Annotated in this window: 15 protein-coding genes; 9 read left to right on the top strand and 6 right to left on the bottom strand. The window is 52.5% G+C overall.

From position 1 onward, the window contains the following. Window positions 1-393: 393 nt before the first annotated feature. Complete coding sequence (gene ompR, locus QRY16_RS13145; protein WP_001157751.1) at window positions 394-1,113, top strand: osmolarity response regulator transcription factor OmpR; 720 nt, start codon at window positions 394-396, stop codon at window positions 1,111-1,113. Then, the gene (gene envZ, locus QRY16_RS13140) at window positions 1,110-2,468 is read left to right on the top strand and encodes a two-component system sensor histidine kinase EnvZ (protein ID WP_193405590.1); all 1,359 of its coding nucleotides are present in this window, start codon (window positions 1,110-1,112) and stop codon (window positions 2,466-2,468) included. Before ompR ends, envZ begins: the two co-directional genes overlap by 4 nt. 34 nt (window positions 2,469-2,502) lie before the next feature. Here the strand turns inward: envZ and pckA are convergent, their stop codons facing one another. The 5 genes from pckA to QRY16_RS13115 all read right to left on the bottom strand — a co-directional run bounded on the left by pckA (window position 2,503) and on the right by QRY16_RS13115 (window position 8,578). Further along, on the bottom strand, window positions 2,503-4,122 hold the full coding sequence (gene pckA, locus QRY16_RS13135) for a phosphoenolpyruvate carboxykinase (ATP) (RefSeq protein ID WP_289776898.1): 1,620 nt from the start codon (window positions 4,120-4,122) through the stop codon (window positions 2,503-2,505). A gap of 285 nt (window positions 4,123-4,407) precedes the next feature. Beyond that, complete coding sequence (gene hslO, locus QRY16_RS13130; RefSeq protein ID WP_289776897.1) at window positions 4,408-5,274, bottom strand: Hsp33 family molecular chaperone HslO; 867 nt, start codon at window positions 5,272-5,274, stop codon at window positions 4,408-4,410. 51 nt (window positions 5,275-5,325) lie between these two features. After that, complete coding sequence (hslR, locus tag QRY16_RS13125) at window positions 5,326-5,727, bottom strand: ribosome-associated heat shock protein Hsp15 (protein ID WP_193405593.1); 402 nt, start codon at window positions 5,725-5,727, stop codon at window positions 5,326-5,328. 13 nt (window positions 5,728-5,740) lie between these two features. Then, window positions 5,741-6,391: a GMP/IMP nucleotidase gene (yrfG, locus tag QRY16_RS13120; protein WP_289776896.1), complete on the bottom strand. Its 651-nt coding sequence runs from the start codon at window positions 6,389-6,391 to the stop codon at window positions 5,741-5,743. A 51-nt stretch (window positions 6,392-6,442) separates the two neighbouring features. Beyond that, entirely contained in the window at window positions 6,443-8,578 is a 2,136-nt protein-coding gene (locus QRY16_RS13115) for an intracellular growth attenuator family protein (RefSeq protein WP_289776895.1), read from the bottom strand. Between the two features lie 388 nt (window positions 8,579-8,966). Here QRY16_RS13115 and nudE point away from each other — a divergent pair, with 388 nt between their 5' ends. Then, complete coding sequence (gene nudE / locus QRY16_RS13110) at window positions 8,967-9,533, top strand: ADP compounds hydrolase NudE (protein ID WP_193405596.1); 567 nt, start codon at window positions 8,967-8,969, stop codon at window positions 9,531-9,533. Between the two features lie 67 nt (window positions 9,534-9,600). Here nudE and mrcA read toward each other — a convergent pair whose 3' ends face one another. Beyond that, window positions 9,601-12,153, bottom strand: a complete 2,553-nt coding sequence (gene mrcA, locus QRY16_RS13105) for a peptidoglycan glycosyltransferase/peptidoglycan DD-transpeptidase MrcA (RefSeq protein WP_289776894.1) — start codon at window positions 12,151-12,153, stop codon at window positions 9,601-9,603. A 117-nt stretch (window positions 12,154-12,270) separates the two neighbouring features. On the opposite strand from mrcA, the gene pilM reads away from it, so the two are divergent. The 6 genes from pilM (at window position 12,271) to aroK (ending at window position 16,587) form a co-directional block, all read left to right on the top strand. Next, window positions 12,271-13,074, top strand: a complete 804-nt coding sequence (pilM, locus tag QRY16_RS13100; RefSeq protein ID WP_289776893.1) for a pilus assembly protein PilM — start codon at window positions 12,271-12,273, stop codon at window positions 13,072-13,074. After that, window positions 13,074-13,616, top strand: coding sequence for a PilN domain-containing protein (locus QRY16_RS13095; protein ID WP_193405599.1), 543 nt, complete (start codon window positions 13,074-13,076; stop codon window positions 13,614-13,616). Before pilM ends, QRY16_RS13095 begins: the two co-directional genes overlap by 1 nt. After that, complete coding sequence (locus QRY16_RS13090) at window positions 13,609-14,103, top strand: HofO family protein (RefSeq protein ID WP_193405600.1); 495 nt, start codon at window positions 13,609-13,611, stop codon at window positions 14,101-14,103. The genes QRY16_RS13095 and QRY16_RS13090 overlap by 8 nt, the downstream gene beginning before the upstream one ends. After that, window positions 14,093-14,479 carry a HofP DNA utilization family protein gene (locus tag QRY16_RS13085; RefSeq protein WP_289776892.1) on the top strand — a complete coding sequence of 129 codons (387 nt, stop codon included), beginning with the start codon at window positions 14,093-14,095 and terminating at the stop codon, window positions 14,477-14,479. Before QRY16_RS13090 ends, QRY16_RS13085 begins: the two co-directional genes overlap by 11 nt. Then, window positions 14,436-15,686 (top strand): DNA uptake porin HofQ, encoded by a 1,251-nt coding sequence (gene hofQ / locus QRY16_RS13080; RefSeq protein WP_290428311.1) that lies wholly within the window; start codon window positions 14,436-14,438, stop codon window positions 15,684-15,686. The genes QRY16_RS13085 and hofQ overlap by 44 nt, the downstream gene beginning before the upstream one ends. 379 nt (window positions 15,687-16,065) lie before the next feature. Then, a complete protein-coding gene (aroK, locus tag QRY16_RS13075; protein WP_193405603.1) occupies window positions 16,066-16,587 on the top strand; it encodes a shikimate kinase AroK in 522 nt (173 codons plus the stop codon). Window positions 16,588-16,606 lie beyond the last annotated feature (19 nt).

Raw genomic sequence — 16,606 nt, 5'->3', positions numbered from 1 at the left:
AGGAGAGCGGTAAAAAAGCGGAAAATGACCGGATTTTATGCTGCATTTTTCCCGCTGAAGTGGATTAGCTGGCGTTCATGCGTAATGATAATGCGATCTTAAGGCAAATTAACTGCTAACTCGCTGAATTTTCTGTCTGAATAAAATCTGGCTTTAACAGGACGCCAGCGTATTAAAGAAAGATGGCCAATATTTCAGATTTATTGGAACCTCTTCAACTCGCTGTAAAGAGAGCTTTTTACGGCTTAGCTAAGGGGTGAAATTAAATATAAGCTGCTGTTTAATATGCTTTGTAACAATTTTGGCTAGAATATAAACCATTAAGGACTGTCACTATAAGGCATCTTTTTTTAACAATATCGGCTCAGGCAATAGCGCCTTTGGGAGTAGAAAATGCAAGAGAACTACAAAATTCTGGTCGTTGATGATGATATGCGTCTACGTGCGCTGCTCGAACGCTATCTCACCGAGCAGGGCTTTCAGGTGCGCAGTGTCGCGAATGCCGAACAGATGGATCGTTTGTTAACCCGTGAGTCTTTCCACCTGATGGTGCTGGATTTAATGCTGCCCGGCGAAGATGGTTTATCCATCTGCCGCCGTCTGCGTAGTCAAAGCAATCCCATGCCTATCATTATGGTGACAGCGAAAGGCGAAGAAGTGGATCGTATTGTGGGCCTGGAAATCGGTGCGGATGACTATATTCCTAAACCGTTTAACCCGCGCGAACTTCTGGCGCGTATCCGTGCCGTGCTGCGTCGCCAGGCCAATGAACTGCCAGGCGCGCCTTCCCAGGAAGAGGCCGTTATTGCTTTTGGTAAGTTTAAGCTGAACCTCGGGACGCGGGAAATGTTCCGCGAAGACGAGCCGATGCCGTTAACCAGCGGGGAGTTTGCGGTATTAAAAGCGTTGGTCAGCCATCCGCGTGAGCCATTATCGCGCGATAAATTAATGAACCTGGCACGTGGACGTGAATACAGCGCCATGGAACGTTCTATTGACGTACAGATCTCGCGCCTGCGCCGCATGGTGGAAGAAGATCCGGCGCACCCGCGCTATATCCAGACTGTATGGGGTCTGGGCTACGTATTTGTGCCGGACGGCAGTAAAGCATGAGGCGGCTGCGCTTCTCGCCCCGCAGTTCCTTTGCTCGCACCTTACTGTTAATCGTTACCTTGCTGTTCGTCAGCCTGGTAACGACTTATCTGGTGGTGCTTAACTTCGCCATTCTTCCTAGTCTGCAACAGTTTAATAAGGTCCTCGCTTACGAAGTGCGTATGTTGATGACCGACCGATTGCAGCTGGAAGATGGAACGCAGTTAGAAGTGCCGCCAGCTTTTCGCCGGGAAATTTATCGCGAATTGGGTATTTCGCTCTATACCAATGCGGCAGCAGAGGAGAGCGGCTTGCGCTGGGCGCAGCATTACGAATTTCTCAGTGAACAGATGGGCCAGCAACTGGGTGGCCCAACCGATGTGCGGGTAGAAGTTAACAAGAATTCACCGGTGGTGTGGCTGAAAACCTGGCTGTCGCCCGACATCTGGGTACGTGTGCCGCTAACAGAAATCCATCAGGGTGACTTCTCGCCGCTGTTCCGTTACACCTTAGCGATCATGCTGCTGGCGATTGGCGGCGCCTGGTTGTTTATTCGTATTCAGAATCGACCATTGGTGGATTTAGAACACGCTGCGCTACAGGTTGGTAAAGGCATTATTCCGCCGCCGTTACGCGAATATGGTGCGTCTGAAGTGCGTTCGGTGACGCGTGCCTTTAATCAGATGGCGGCGGGCGTAAAACAGCTGGCCGACGATCGCACCTTGCTGATGGCGGGCGTCAGTCACGATCTGCGTACGCCGCTGACGCGTATTCGTCTTGCAACCGAAATGATGAACGAACAGGATGGCTATCTTGCCGAGTCGATTAACAAAGACATCGAAGAGTGTAACGCCATCATTGAACAGTTCATTGATTACCTGCGTACCGGCCAGGAAATGCAGACCGAGCGCGCCGATCTGAACAGTGTGTTAGGGGAAGTTGTCGCAGCGGAAAGCGGCTACGAGCGCGAAATTGAAAACGCTGTCATGTCGGAAGAGTTGATGCTGGACATCAACCCGCTGTCGATTAAGCGCGCCTTAGCGAACCTGGTCGTCAATGCGGCACGTTATGGCAATGGCTGGATCAAAGTCAGTAGCGGACGTGAATTACATCGCGCATGGTTTCAGGTTGAGGATGATGGTCCGGGCATTAAGCCGGAGCAGCTTCAGCACTTATTCCAGCCGTTTGTACGCGGCGACAGCGCCCGCAGCACCAGCGGCACAGGTTTAGGGCTGGCGATTGTACAGCGTATTATCGATGCGCATCAGGGGGCGCTGGAAATTGGTGACAGCGAACGTGGCGGGTTGCGTATTCGCGCCTGGCTGCCATTGATAGAAACGCCCGCGCCCGGCACCAGCCTGAGCGTCCAGAGCTAGACCAGGCGCGGCAAAGCTTGCCGCGCCTGGAGTTTTAACGCTGTGGGCCTGCTTTTACTAATGCTGCGCCTGCGGCGTTATCGGTATACTTCTCGAAATTAGTCATAAAACGCTGCGCCAGATCCTGCGCGGCGGCGTGCCATTTCTCTTCGTTTTCCCAGCTGCTGCGTGGATCGAGCATGACCGAATCCAGCTTGCCCAGGCTTTTTGGCATTTGCAGATTAAAAATCGGCAGCGTTTCGGTCGGCGCTTCATCCAGCTCACCGGCCAAAATGGCATTAATGATGGCACGCGTATCGGACAGTGAGATGCGCTTGCCACTGCCATTCCAGCCAGTATTAACCAGATAAGCCTGCGCACCCGCTGCTTCCATGCGCTTCACCAGCACTTCTGCATATTGTGTCGGATGCAGCATCAGGAAAGCGGCACCAAAACAGGCCGAGAAGGTTGGCGTCGGCTGCGTTACGCCGCGCTCAGTACCGGCCAGCTTGGCGGTAAAGCCTGACAGGAAGTGATATTGCGTCTGCGCTGGCGTTAAGCGCGAAACGGGCGGCAGCACGCCGAAGGCATCGGCGGTCAGGAAAATGACTTTCTTCGCATGTCCTGCTTTAGAAACCGGCTGAACAATATTGTCGATGTGATTGATGGGATAAGAAACGCGGGTGTTTTCCGTTTTACTACCGTCCGCGTAATCTACGCTGCCATCAGCGCGAACCACGACATTTTCCAGCAAGGCATTACGGCGAATGGCGCGATAAATTTCCGGCTCGGCCTGCTCAGAAAGGTTAATAGTTTTGGCGTAACAGCCTCCTTCAAAATTAAACACGCCGTCATCGTCCCAGCCGTGTTCGTCATCACCAATCAACTGGCGTTCAGGATCGGTCGATAACGTGGTTTTTCCGGTGCCGGAAAGGCCAAAAAATACCGCCACATCACCCGCTTTGCCGACATTGGCCGAGCAGTGCATTGAGGCGATGCCTTTGAGCGGCAGCAGGTAGTTCATCACCGCAAACAAACCTTTCTTCATTTCGCCGCCGTACCAGCTTCCACCAATCAGCTGCACGCGCTCAGTCAGGTTAAAAGCGATGAAATTCTCTGAGTGCAGACCTTGCTGTTGCCAGTCTGGATTGGTGCATTTTGCACCGTTCATGACCACGAAATCTGGCGTAAAGCTGGCCAGCTCTTTCTCATTGGGTTGAATGAACATGTTTTTGACGAAGTGCGCTTGCCATGCGACTTCGGTAATAAAGCGGACACTCAGGCGGGAGTCGGGGTTGGCGCCGCAGAAGGCGTCAATGACAAACAGACGCTTGCCAGAAAGCTGCTGCGTTACGCATGTTTTCAATGCCTGCCACGTCTCCTGAGACAGGGGTTGGTTATCGTTTTTACCGGTTCCCTGATCGTTCCACCACAGCGTATCGCGCGTGGTGTCATCACGAACAATGTACTTGTCCTTGGGCGAACGTCCGGTAAAAATACCAGTATCTACCGCAATTGCGCCGCTCTGCGTCAGGGTGCCGCGTTCAAAACCTTCGAGTTCCGGGCGAGTCTCTTCCTGAAATAGCGTGTCGTAATCAGGGTTGTAAACCACTTCCGTAATATCAGTGATGCCCATGTCGGCAAGGTCTTGCGAGGTCAGGCCGTTAACGCGCATTTTACTGCTCCTCAAATCGGTATCTGTTCTGCAAAGACAGAGAAAAGTTAGCGTCATGCATAATTTATGCTGCCAGGTTAAGGGCAGCTGCACGATCGCGCGCAGTTTACTCCTCTGCATTAGCGGGAAAAGGCTTGTTCCTCAGAAATGCGACACAGGGCGCGTTAAGATGATATTTCGGATGTTTTTAACTTGTTAAGAAAGTAAAAAAAGATAATTTCCCCGAGAAATTAAGGGGATAGTAGGCAGTAAAGCTTACAGGGCGGCAAAGCCGCCCGACAGGAATTAATGCAGGCGCTCGTTATTTTCCACCGAATTGGTGCGAATTCCCGCAATATCGACCGCGTCGAAAATGTAGTGCGAGCCGCAATAATCGCAGTGCATATCGATTTTGCCATCTTCTTTGATGATTTCATCGACTTCTTCCTGCGGTAACGTTTTCAGCACGTCACCACACCGCTCGCGTGAACAGGTGCATTTATAGATGACAGGCTGCGGCTCATAAACCGTGGCTTCTTCCTGATGGTAAAGACGCCACAATATGTCAGTTGCTGGCAGCTCAATCAACTCTTCGCTCTTGATGGTTTCAGTCAGGGCCGCCAGATGCTCAAAGTCGTCTTTACGGGTGTCTTGCGCAGGCAATACCTGAAGCAGAATACCGGCCGCGCCTTTTTCGTTAGTGCGAATAAACAGGCGCGTTGGCAGTTGCTCAGAACGCATAAAGTAATCTTCCAGGCATTCGGCCAGGGTTTCGCCTTCCAGACCGACCACGCCTTGATAGCGCTCCCCTTTTTCTGGAGAAATCGTGATCACCAGATACCCGTTGCCGATCATGCTTTTCAGCGTGCTGTTATCCGCAATGGTGTCTTTCATACGAGCCACACCACGCAGTTCCTGCTTGTTGTTACCGTTAATGACTGCCAGCGACAGCGGACCGTCACCTTGCAGCTGCACAGTGATTTCACCATCAAATTTCAGCGTTGCGGTCAGCAAGCTGGTAGCCACCAGCATTTCGCCCAGTAATGTCTGCACTGGCGCTGGGTAATCGTGATTTTTAACGGTTTCGCGCCAGGTGTGGGAAACGTTCACAAGCTCGCCGCGCACGGCTGCGTTTTCAAACAGGTAACGATGCAGTTGATCTTGTACAGACATAGCTTTTCTCTCGATGGGGGCGAGGCGTATCAGCGCCGTAAACGGATGGCGTTACTCATCGCCCGATAATTTAAATTTCCTCAAATCGCGACGCTCTTTTTTATCCGGTCGTCGATCGGGATGCGGCATTGTGAGCGCATTCAGCTTGCGCGCCTGTGCCATTTTCTCGCGCTTTTCAATACTGGCGTCAGTTTCACGATAAAGCCGTTGTGCCTCACTGGCGGGACGACGTTGCTCGCTGATTTCGGTGACTAAAACGGTGCGCTCGTCGTTTCCCTGACGCAGTGTCAGTTCAGCGTTCAGTTCAACCAGCTTGCTCGGCTTGCTGCGCTGCCCGTTGTAATGCACTTTGCCGCCTTCAATCATTTCCCGCGCAATCGAGCGGGTTTTGTAAAAGCGCGCGGCCCATAGCCATTTATCAAGGCGCACGCCTTCGCTGATTTTTTGTTTCATTGCTGCTCCTGAATCAGATCAGCGCCCGGTAATCGCGGACGGCAGTATGACGCTGAAAGATTTGCTCAGGTCGTCCTGAATCGGGATTACTTACGCCTAAGCACCAGCCAATGCCCCAGACTTTTGCGGCATCCAGAATGGCTTCGTTGTCATCAATAAACAGCGTGCGCGCATTAAGAAATCCCGTTTGCTGTTGCACTGCTTGCCATAGACGCTGGTCTTCTTTCGGATACCCAAAGGTATGGGTGGAAAGTAATAAATCAAGGTGTGGCGCTAAACCGGTTTGTTCCAGTTTTACGTCCAGATTGTAAGGATGCGCATTGGTTAGCAAGATGGTGCGTTTTCCGGCGCGACGAAGCGCCTGCAAAAAGGGCAGGGTGTCCTCGCGGAGGGTAGCGCGGCTGCGCTTTTCCCATGTCATCGCGCGAATATCCAGCGCCAGCTCCCGCGCCCAGTAATCCAGACAATACCAGTTTAGCGTATGCGCGACCGCCTGATACTTTTCCGCGATGATCTGCTCAGCCTGCACCAGCGTAATGCCGCGCTGGAGGCTAAGCGTTTCTGGAACATGCTCCAGCCAGAAGTGGCGATCAAATGCCAGATCAAGCAGCGTGCCGTCCATATCGAGCAGCACGGTATCAATTCCAGACCAGTCGAACGTCATAAATTCACCCCGCAAAAAACAGGGCGACAGGGTAGCACAGTTAGTCAGGGGTCAGAATAACGAGCGCACGCTCTGCATTGTGCTGAGATTATGGTTAAAACACTTGTCGTAATAGTGCTGAATATCTTTCATGCGCTGGCGATTGCGATGTATGCGGCGCAGCGCCAGCAAACCGTTAATCACACAGCACGCGATCAGCACCAGCAGCAGCAGCGCGGTGCCCAGATAACGCCATTGCGCCATCGCATCGGGTTCATTATGCAGCGCAATATGACGGGTGCCGTTCGCATCCGTCGTAATGTTGGTAATAATGCCATTTGCGCTAAACGGCGTATGCAACAGCATTGCAGACATGCGCTGTAGTTCGCGCCATTGCGACGGCGCATCCAGATCAAACAGCGATACGGTCGGCTGCGGCTGATTCACCAACTGACGGCCTTCATCGCTAACAATCAAAAAACCGCCTGGCGGTGGGCTGTTAAGGTTTTCAGCCGCACGGCGCGTTTCGCGGAAGAAGAACGTGGATGTCGCCGTGTTAACCAGATTTTCCAGCGCTTCGGCACTCACCGGGCGCAGCAGCACATTCATACCGTTCAGCTGGCCTGAATCGGCGCGGTGAATCAGCGCTTGCCAGTCCTTAGCATTCCCCAGATTCACCAGCGCATTTTTCAGGCGTACGCAATCTTGCTGCTGATTACACAGGTCTTGCGTTTTCAGCACCAAATCGGAGAAATCGTCTAACAGAATCATGCCCGACTTTTGAATAGCTGACGCCAGTTGCGGGTTCAGCTTGGGATCGGTATTGGTTTCGGGATGCAGTTGTCTGGTGGTAGTTTCCAGCAGTGCGGCCGCTTTATCAATGATGTCCGACTGTGGCTGCGGCAACGGCGTGGCGTTATTCCAGTAAACGGCCGAACAATCGAACGGCATGTAGGCGTAACTGCGGTTGCTTTGATAGTTATCAGGCACTGAACACATGCCGGTGCCGCTGACTTTCAGGTTGTCGCCGACGTTCAGCGCGACGCTGTTAAGTTTATCAACGCTGCTGACGTCCAGACTGTCGGTGCCTTTCGCCCAGGCAAGGCTGAGCTTAATCGGCATGCTGAGCGGAACCCAGGTAATCAGCAACGCTAATACCACCAGCGAGCCGCAGGCTAACACGACATTTTTACGCCAGCGTTGAATCGGGAAATTTTTGACCTCATCCTGCAAGGAGAGAAAACGTCCCTGGCGCACGACCTGACGATTGAGATAGATGTCAACGTCAGTGACCTGCCCTAAATCATGCGCGACGTAGGGTTGCCAGTGTGGTGGATAGGCCAGATCGATAATGCCCAGCGTGATATTGCTCTGTTCCTGATTAAACTCACCAAACAGGCCCCAGCGTTTAGGCGCACCACGCAGACAGTGAATATCACGCAGGCTGCCCTCACCCGGAAAGCGATACAACAGCCACAGACTAACGGCTATCATGGCGCACCCGGCCAGGATCAGCCAGAGCATAAGCGTCTCAGGAACCAGCAAACTAAGGAAAAACAGCAGAAAGGCCAGAGAGATGGTAACGGCTTCGCGCGTGCCATCCGGGCGGGATAGCCGATACTCTTCAGCTGTCTCTTTACGCACTTGCAACAATTCAACGCTCTCGCTTTCCGCTTTGCGTATAGAAGCATTGGTTGATATTGGACGCATCAGCGTCGGCAGCGCAGGCTGATCAAGAGAATACTCAACCAGCGAATGACCATTAAGCGAAATAACTAAGGGAATGGTCTGAGTATGGATCAGCTCAACGTAGTTTTCGTCGGTGATGTACTGTTCCCACAAAGGCGGCAGATGAACTTCGATTTCATCAAGGTAATATCGCCACTTGTGCGGATCGTCGGTTGACAGGCCATAACGCGTAATGGCGCGCCTGGCCGGGTAGACATGATTACTTTGTGCAGTCAGGGCGAGTCGGTCAGCACTGGCGCGTTTCTCACCCGGCAACGCAGCGCGGGGTTGTTTTCCCAGCGTCGCCAGGTATTTTTCAACGGCGCTGCGTTCTTCATCAGACAGTTTTCGACAGGGCGGGCTAATAAATGGCAGTGGTTTCGCCAACGGCGGGCGATGCCGCATAGCGTACCAAAATCCGATGCCTGCCAGAATTGAACAGGTTAGCACTACGGCCAATATGATAATTATTGTGCTCATGCTTTGCTCAATTCAGCCAAAATACTGCCTTCACGTTAAATATGTACTCCTGAATGCGCCCACATGTTAAGAAAAATTATGCGGAAATAAACCTCTCTGACACCTTACAGGCCAGATGAAATACGGCTGCAAATCATTTAATTAGATGCTTTTACAACATGCCTTGCCGGTATGGTAACTGGCAAATGCTTAATTAAATATCGGTATCGTCCTAATTTTATGCTGAGATATTGACGGTTAAAAAAATTGCGTAGTTGCAACCCAGCAGCGTCATAGAGATCGCCATTTTTTCCGGCTAACGCGACGTTAACTGGCTGTCGCACAATTGGATGCGGTTAGGTATGCTGATCTGCTCCTGGCCGCTGGGGCAGCAAAGTCTGAGGCTGATATGAAAAATCCGTTAAAAAAACCTGACATCCTCAAGGTGGAAACCGCAGCGCGCTCGCGGCTATTCACTATCGAAGCGGTCGATTTAGCATTCAGTAACGGTGCTCGTCGTGTTTACGAGCGCATGAAACCTTCGGAACGCGAAGCCGTAATGATTGTGCCGATCATTGATGATCATCTGGTTTTGATTCAGGAATATGCGGTTGGTCTGGAAAATTATGAGCTTGGCTTTCCGAAAGGGCTGATTGATCCGGGCGAGTCGGTGAATGAAGCGGCCGATCGTGAACTGAAAGAGGAAGCGGGTTTTGGCGCGGGTGAACTCACGCTACTCGGCAAGCTCACCATGGCACCCTCATACTTCTCCAGCAAAATGAATATCGTGGTGGCGGAAGGTCTGTACGAAGAGAAGCTGGAAGGGGATGAGCCGGAACCGTTAGTTGTCCATCGCTGGCCTTTGAACGATATGCTGGCGCTGCTACAGGAACCGGATTTTCGTGAAGCACGTAACGTCAGCGCGCTATTTATGGTGCGCGAATGGCTGGTAAAGCAAGGGCGCATAAATTACTAAGCGTTGAACGGCTGACAAATATCAGCCTTGCGTTGATAAGGGACGACAGCTATCGTCCCTTTTTGCATCAGAACAGCTCATGACTTTGGCCGTTATCCATAATGGTCGTACCGACGTCATGCACGGAATACTCGGTTGGTTGGGTGCCATTAATGAAGTATTCCTGACGCGTATTACCGCCGCCATTGGCCAGCTTGCCGGTGCTACGATCGATAGTGACCGTAACAATGCCATCGGGTGGCGTTAACGGCTGCGTTGGCACGCCCTCCAGCGCAGTTTTCATGTAGTCGTCCCATGCCGGTTGTGCACTTTTCGCGCCGCCTTCATAACCCGAAATCTGATCCGGAATGGCGCCAGATAACGTGCTACGCCCCAAATCACGACGCGCATCATCAAAGCCAATCCATACCGATGTCACTACACCCGGTCCGTAACCTGAAAACCACGCATCTTTTGAATTGTTGGTCGTACCGGTTTTACCGCCAATATCATTACGCTTCAGATCGCGCGAGGCGCGCCAGCCCGTTCCCATCCAGCCTGGTTCACCAAAAATATTACTATTGAGCGCGCTTTTGATCAGGAACGATAGCGGCGTATTGATTACATGCGGCGCATATTGCTGATCACCACTTTGCTGGGGCTGAGCCGGAACCTGCTCCAGTTCCGGTTGCGGCACTGTACTGTTTTGATTCTGATCGGAAGGCGCGACATTTTCGATGCTCTCCTCGTTCAGTGCCAGCGCTTTTTTGGTGTCGCCATAAATCACCGGCAAATTACACTGCGGACAGGCAATTTTCGCCTTTTCTTCGAACACGGTTTGTCCCTGTTCGTTCTCAATCTTTTTAATGAAATAAGGATCGATCAGGAAGCCACCATTGGCCATAACCGAGTAGCCGCGTACCACTTGCAGAGGGGTAAATGAGGCCGCCCCCAGCGCCAGCGATTCGGTATGCACGATATTTTGTGCCGGGAAGCCGAAGCGCTGCAAATACTCAGCGGCATAATCCACGCCCATTGCACGCATCGCGCGTACCATCACCACATTTTTCGACTGCCCTAATCCCTGACGAAGACGAATTGGGCCGCTGTAGGTTGGCGGTGAGTTCTTCGGACGCCAGTCGGCTCCTGCGCCAGCATCCCAGCGGGAAATGGGGACGTCGTTGAGAATGGAAGCCAGCGTTAAGCCACGATCCATGGCCGCGGTGTACAGGAATGGCTTGATATTTGAACCAACCTGGCGCAGCGCCTGGGTCGCGCGGTTAAACATGCTCTGGTTGAAGTCAAAACCTCCCACCAGCGCACGTACAGAACCGTCAGTCGGATCAAGTGAAACCAGCGCCGAGTTCACATCAGGTACTTGCCCCAGCCACCAGGCATCACCCACTTTACGTACCCAAATTTGCTGACCGGCCTGCAACACCTGCGTCACGCTTTTCGGCGTTGAGCCTTGCAGCGTGTCTGATTTATAGGGGCGCGCCCAGCGTACGCCAGCCAGCGTTAATGACACGTTAGTGCCGTCTTTCATCATCGCTGTGGCTTCATCGCTGCTTGCGTTAACGACTACCGCTGGGATCAGCGGACCGTAAACGGGCAGCTTTTTCAGCGTTTTTTCAATTTGCGCCTGGTTCCATGCCGGTTCACCGACTTTCCATAACACGCTGGTTGGACCACGATAGCCATGACGCATATCATAAGCCATCACGTTATTACGTACAGATTCCTGTGCGGCTTGTTGTAGTCGACGCGTAACGGTGGTGTACACCTTAAAGCCATCACTATAGGCATTTTCGCCGTAACGTTTCACCATCTCCTGGCGCACCATCTCGCTGAGATAAGGCGCGGAAAAGGCGATTTCTGGTCCGTGATATTTAGCAATCAGCGGGGTGTTGCGCGCATCATCATACTGCTGCTGCGTGATGTAATGCTGGTCCAGCATACGCGCCAGCACCACGTTACGGCGCGACAGAGCACGACTGTGGGAATAGAGCGGGTTAAAGGTAGAAGGCGCTTTTGGCAGACCGGCGATCATCGCCATTTCGCTCAAAGACAGCTGATCGACCGTTTTACCGAAATAGACCTGCGAAGCAGCACCAACGCCATAGGCACGATAACCGAGATAGATCTTATTCAGATACAGCTCAAGGATTTCATCTTTTGTCAGCAACTGTTCGATGCGGATCGCCAGAAATGCTTCTTTGATCTTACGCATCAGGGTGCGTTCCGGGCTGAGGAAGAAATTACGTGCAAGCTGCTGCGTAATGGTACTCGCGCCCTGGGAAGCGTGGCCGGAGACCAGAGCAATACTGGCGGCACGGAAAATCCCGATGGGATCAACACCATGGTGCTCATAAAAGCGGCTGTCTTCGGTGGCAATAAACGCTTTCACCATCTCAGGCGGCATTTGTTGCAGGCTCAGAGGGATGCGACGCATCTCGCCATATTGCGCCATTAACTCACCATCTGCGCTGTAAACCTGCATTGGCGTTTGCAGGCGCACGTCTTTCAGCGTGTTGACGTCGGGTAGCTGCGGCTCGATGTACTTATAAAGTCCATAAACCGAGCCGACTCCCAGCAAAATGCAACATACTGCAAGGATTAATAAATACTTTACGAACTTCACCTGAGATTTCCCATCTGTTGTCAATTGGGCAGTTTATAAACAACCGCGCGGTAGTATAAAGGCAAGCCAGACGCTTTGATATGTCCATTTTCCCCGGACGATAAGGAGATCGCGCGCATGGCTTTTCATACCTGGCAAATTGGACTGGATATTCAGAATAGGCAGCTTTATGCCCTTGCCATCCAGCAACGTCGTGAAGGCTGGAAGTTGTGCCACTGGTGGCAGCAACAGCTGCCGCAAGATACGTTAAGAAACGGCGTGCTGCAATCTTCACCTGAGTTAGTCGCGGCGTTAACCTCGTGGCGTAAACGCTTACCCCAGCGCTATTCGTTGCGCGTTGGCCTGCCTGTGCAGCTGGTGTTGCAACGGCCTTTACCGTTACCGACCCAACAGATGTGCGAACCCATAATGCGCCGCTACGTACAAACCGCCGCGCGAAAACTGTTTCCCATAGAACCGGAAGCGCTGGCGCTGGACTATCGTTCTGATCCGGCAGGCGATCAGCTTTACGTAACGGCGGCGCGACAATCCGTGGTTGATCAGTGGTGTTTGCCATTGCAGCAAGCCGGTTTGCAGCCGGAAGTCTTTGAGCTGACAACCCATGCATTTAGCGTGATCGCAAAAGCCGCAAAACTGCCCGCCAATAGCGTGCTGGTGTTACGCCACGGTGAACGCTGGCTTTGGTGTGACAGTGAGGGGATTTGCACGTCAGACGATGCGGCCACGCTGACAGCATTGCAGCAGGTTCTACCACAAGGCGCCCATATTCTTCTGTGCGATAACAAGGAACGTGCGCTTGCTGCAGGCACAGACTTCTTTTCTCCTTTCGATCTCTTCCATTATAAGCAACCGCCGCTACCTGAGTGTCCGGATGATTTCACGCTTGCCGCCGGGTTGGCTCTGCGTAAGGGGGATGACTGATGGTTGCCGTAAACCTTCTTCCCTGGCGTCAGCGGCGCTGGCAGTACCAGCGTCGTCAAGCGCTGACGATCGTTTCGCTGCTACTGTCTGGCATTGTACTGCTGGTTTCGTTCCAGGCGTGGAGGATATACGCAGCCACACAGACTGCACTGCAGCAGCAAGACACGCTACGCATTGCACTGGAGGAGGTCGCTCAGCGCCTGACGCAGCAAAAACAAGCGATGCAGATGCTGGATATGCAGCAAAAGCAGCTAAATAAGCAGCAGTTTCAGGCAAAACAGCTCGCCATCTGGCAACAGTTTTGGCTGGATTTACCAGCTTTATTGCCGGATACGCTGTGGTTACAACGGCTGGAGAAGCGTGATCTTCAATTACTGGTGGAAGGCCATGCAGAAAATATGCAGGCAATACGCACTTTTCGTCATCAGCTGGCCGGTCAGCCACTTTTTGTCCAGGTCAGGCAGGGCAGCGTAAAACGACAATCCGAAGGGATTTACCAATTCTCGTTGCGGGCACAGTTGCAGGAGATGGCTAATGAATGAAGGGATACAGCGCTGGTTATCTCTGCATCCATTACCGCGCTACGCCATGTTGCTGGTGGGCGCGCTGGGCTTGTGGCTGCTGTGCTGGGCACTGTTATTGCGTCCGCTAAGACTGGAGCGGCAAGATGTGCTGGCTGTGCTGGAAAAACAACAACAACGCTTGCAACAACGTCAGAATCAATTATCTCAACATCCCTTACCCGAGACATTACATGACCAGCTGGCGCAGATTTCTGCGCAATTACATACAGTCTCATCAACCCCGGCCTTAGAACGCCTTCTGGCGATGCGTGGTCAGCAGCTTGAGCAATGGCTGCCAGAGGCTCAGCCGCGAACCTTAATCCTGCATTTGCAGTGGACACAATTTCAACCACTATTTGCCGAACTGGCTCAGGCAGCCGTGCCTTTTCCACAGCGTTTTCAGTTGGCAATGCAGCAAGCGCATTTGGTTGCTGAACTGTGGCTGGAGCATGACGATGCGTCCTAACCTGCTTATTTTGCTGATGTGCTGCGGCAGCGCGTTAGCCCGCGATCCGTTTCAACCCATGGCGGGTGCAGCCTGCATTCAACAGGTTGAAACGCTGCCTGGCTGGCGCTTGCAGGGGATTATTGGACGTGAAGATCATTATCGCGCCTGGCTACTTGGCCCACAAGGCAAAACCATCACGGTAGATGCAGGACAACCCTTTCCGCTGGCACCGTGGCGACTGGCATCGTTAACCCGCAGTCGCGTCTCGCTGGTGGTGGAAAACAGTTGCTCAACGCAGACCCTCACATTTCAAATAAAAGGACACGCGCGTGATAAGGACGAGCATTTTGATGCTGGCATTGTGTTGCCTGGCTCCCGCCTTCGCCAGCCATAAAGAAAAACTCAGCCTGGCTTTTGACGATGCACCCGTAGAGCGCATTTTACAGGCGCTGGCGGATTATCAACATATCAACCTCATGATCGCGCCGGGTGTACAAGGCGCACTGACGCTGCGGCTGGATGATATGCCCTGGGCGCAGGCGCTGGAACTGGTTTCGCGTATGGCACGTCTGACGCTGATTGAAGAGGAAAATGTTTTGCTGGTATATCCCGAACGCTGGCAGCAACAACAGCGAAAGGAGGAAAAAGCACAGCAGGAAGAGAAGCAGCAGCAACTGCCGCTAAAGCAGCGCAGCGTTGTGCTGCATTATGCGAATGCCAGCGATGTGCATCGCAGCCTGCAAAGTGAGCGTCAGTCATTAATGACGCCGCGTGGCAGCGCCACGGTGGATAATCGTACCAATACCTTATTGTTGCGGGATACCGAGTTGGCGCTGAAAGAGACTGAACGCTGGCTTCAGGCGTTGGACGTCCCGCTGGAGCAAGTCGAGCTGGCCGCGCATATTGTGACGATCAGTGAAGAACATCTGCATGAGCTTGGGGTTAACTGGGCTTTAAATGCTGGCGAAGGTGCTGCCATTCAGGCTTTACGCAATCCCCGGCTGGATATTCCGCTAGCTGTGAACTCCCCCAGCGTAAGTGTTGGCGTTACGCTGGCGCGTATTGGTGGACAGCTGCTGGACCTGGAATTGAGTGCGCTGGAGCAGGAAAACCAGATTGAAATTATCGCCAGCCCTCATTTATTTACTTCTCATCAGCAAACGGCTTCGATTAAACAAGGCACGGAGATCCCGTATGAAGTGTCGGCGGGAAACAGCGGGGCCACCAGCATTGAATTCAAAGAGGCCGTGCTGGGGATGGAAGTCACGCCAACAGTATTAGGCAATAGCCGTATCCAGCTAAAAATTCGCATCAGCCAGAACGTGCCGGGACGCAGTATTCAAACGGGTGATACAGAGGTGCTATCAATTGATAAACAGGAAATTGAAACGCAGGTGACGCTAAAAGATGGGCAGACGCTGGCGCTCGGTGGTATTTTCCAGCAGCAGCGAACGCACGGACAACGACAGGTTCCACTGCTGGGCAATATGCCCTTACTGGGGACGTTATTTCGGCAGCAAACAGAAGAGCGCAAAAAAAGAGAGCTGGTTATCTTTATAACGCCTCGATTGGTCAGGGAAGCAGCGCTTATCGCCGGATAAACCGGAAAATACGTTCCTGAATGCCATCCGCATTGACGCAGGGCAGGAATTAGCTTACAAGGTTTAGCGATTTTCAATATGTTGTAACCGCGTTGTAACCGTTTATGTTGGGCTAAGCTCAGCAGACAGCTCAGAAAGAAATCTCCTCTGAAGGCGGCGTTGAAAAAACGCAGCGCTGACGCGTTACAGTTTCGCGAACTACAGGCCAATTCAGAAATGGATGTGCCGCAGGCAATATAATCGGTTGCCAAACGGCCTTGAGTGTTGAGATAATTTTTCGTCTGACTCTTGCTAATGCTCATGAGGTCTCAGTTCCTGTCCCGCCAGCAAAAAGCTGAACGCGGGGTATCATTAACGAATTCTTAGTAATACCGACAAAATGGCAGAGAAACGCAATATCTTTCTGGTTGGGCCGATGGGTGCCGGCAAAAGCACTATTGGCCGTCAGTTGGCTCAGCAACTCAATATGGAGTTCTTCGATTCCGATCAGGAAATTGAGCGACGCACCGGAGCGGATGTGGGCTGGGTTTTTGACGTCGAAGGCGAAGCTGGCTTTCGCGATCGCGAAGAAAAAATCATCAATGAACTGACCGAGAAGCAAGGCATCGTCCTGGCGACTGGCGGTGGCTCCGTTAAATCCCGGGAAACCCGTAATCGTCTCTCCGCCCGCGGTGTCGTGGTGTATCTGGAAACCACTATCGAGAAGCAGCTGGCGCGCACGCAGCGTGATAAAAAACGTCCGCTGTTGCAGGTGGATTCACCACCACGCGAAGTGCTCGAAGCGTTAGCTGACGAACGTAACCCGCTGTACGAAGAGATCGCCGATGTCACCATCCGTACTGATGATCAGAGTGCGAAAGTGGTGGCGAATCAGATTATCCACATGTTGGAAAAAAGTTGATCCAACGCTTAAAGGCTCT

The sequence above is a fragment of the Mixta mediterraneensis genome, from assembly GCF_030283135.1.
GTDB lineage: Bacteria > Pseudomonadota > Gammaproteobacteria > Enterobacterales > Enterobacteriaceae > Pantoea > Pantoea mediterraneensis.
This window is presented reverse-complemented; position numbering and strand designations above follow the sequence as displayed.

Coding starts and splice junctions, on each gene's coding strand:
- ompR (WP_001157751.1), top strand. CDS start 394: ATGCAAGAGAACTACAAAATTCTGGTCGTTGATGATGATATGCGTCTA.
- envZ (WP_193405590.1), top strand. CDS start 1,110: ATGAGGCGGCTGCGCTTCTCGCCCCGCAGTTCCTTTGCTCGCACCTTA.
- pckA (WP_289776898.1), bottom strand. CDS start 4,122: ATGCGCGTTAACGGCCTGACCTCGCAAGACCTTGCCGACATGGGCATC.
- hslO (WP_289776897.1), bottom strand. CDS start 5,274: ATGTCTGTACAAGATCAACTGCATCGTTACCTGTTTGAAAACGCAGCC.
- hslR (WP_193405593.1), bottom strand. CDS start 5,727: ATGAAACAAAAAATCAGCGAAGGCGTGCGCCTTGATAAATGGCTATGG.
- yrfG (WP_289776896.1), bottom strand. CDS start 6,391: ATGACGTTCGACTGGTCTGGAATTGATACCGTGCTGCTCGATATGGAC.
- QRY16_RS13115 (WP_289776895.1), bottom strand. CDS start 8,578: ATGAGCACAATAATTATCATATTGGCCGTAGTGCTAACCTGTTCAATT.
- nudE (WP_193405596.1), top strand. CDS start 8,967: ATGAAAAATCCGTTAAAAAAACCTGACATCCTCAAGGTGGAAACCGCA.
- pilM (WP_289776893.1), top strand. CDS start 12,271: ATGGCTTTTCATACCTGGCAAATTGGACTGGATATTCAGAATAGGCAG.
- QRY16_RS13095 (WP_193405599.1), top strand. CDS start 13,074: ATGGTTGCCGTAAACCTTCTTCCCTGGCGTCAGCGGCGCTGGCAGTAC.
- QRY16_RS13090 (WP_193405600.1), top strand. CDS start 13,609: ATGAATGAAGGGATACAGCGCTGGTTATCTCTGCATCCATTACCGCGC.
- QRY16_RS13085 (WP_289776892.1), top strand. CDS start 14,093: ATGCGTCCTAACCTGCTTATTTTGCTGATGTGCTGCGGCAGCGCGTTA.
- hofQ (WP_290428311.1), top strand. CDS start 14,436: ATGCTGGCATTGTGTTGCCTGGCTCCCGCCTTCGCCAGCCATAAAGAA.
- aroK (WP_193405603.1), top strand. CDS start 16,066: ATGGCAGAGAAACGCAATATCTTTCTGGTTGGGCCGATGGGTGCCGGC.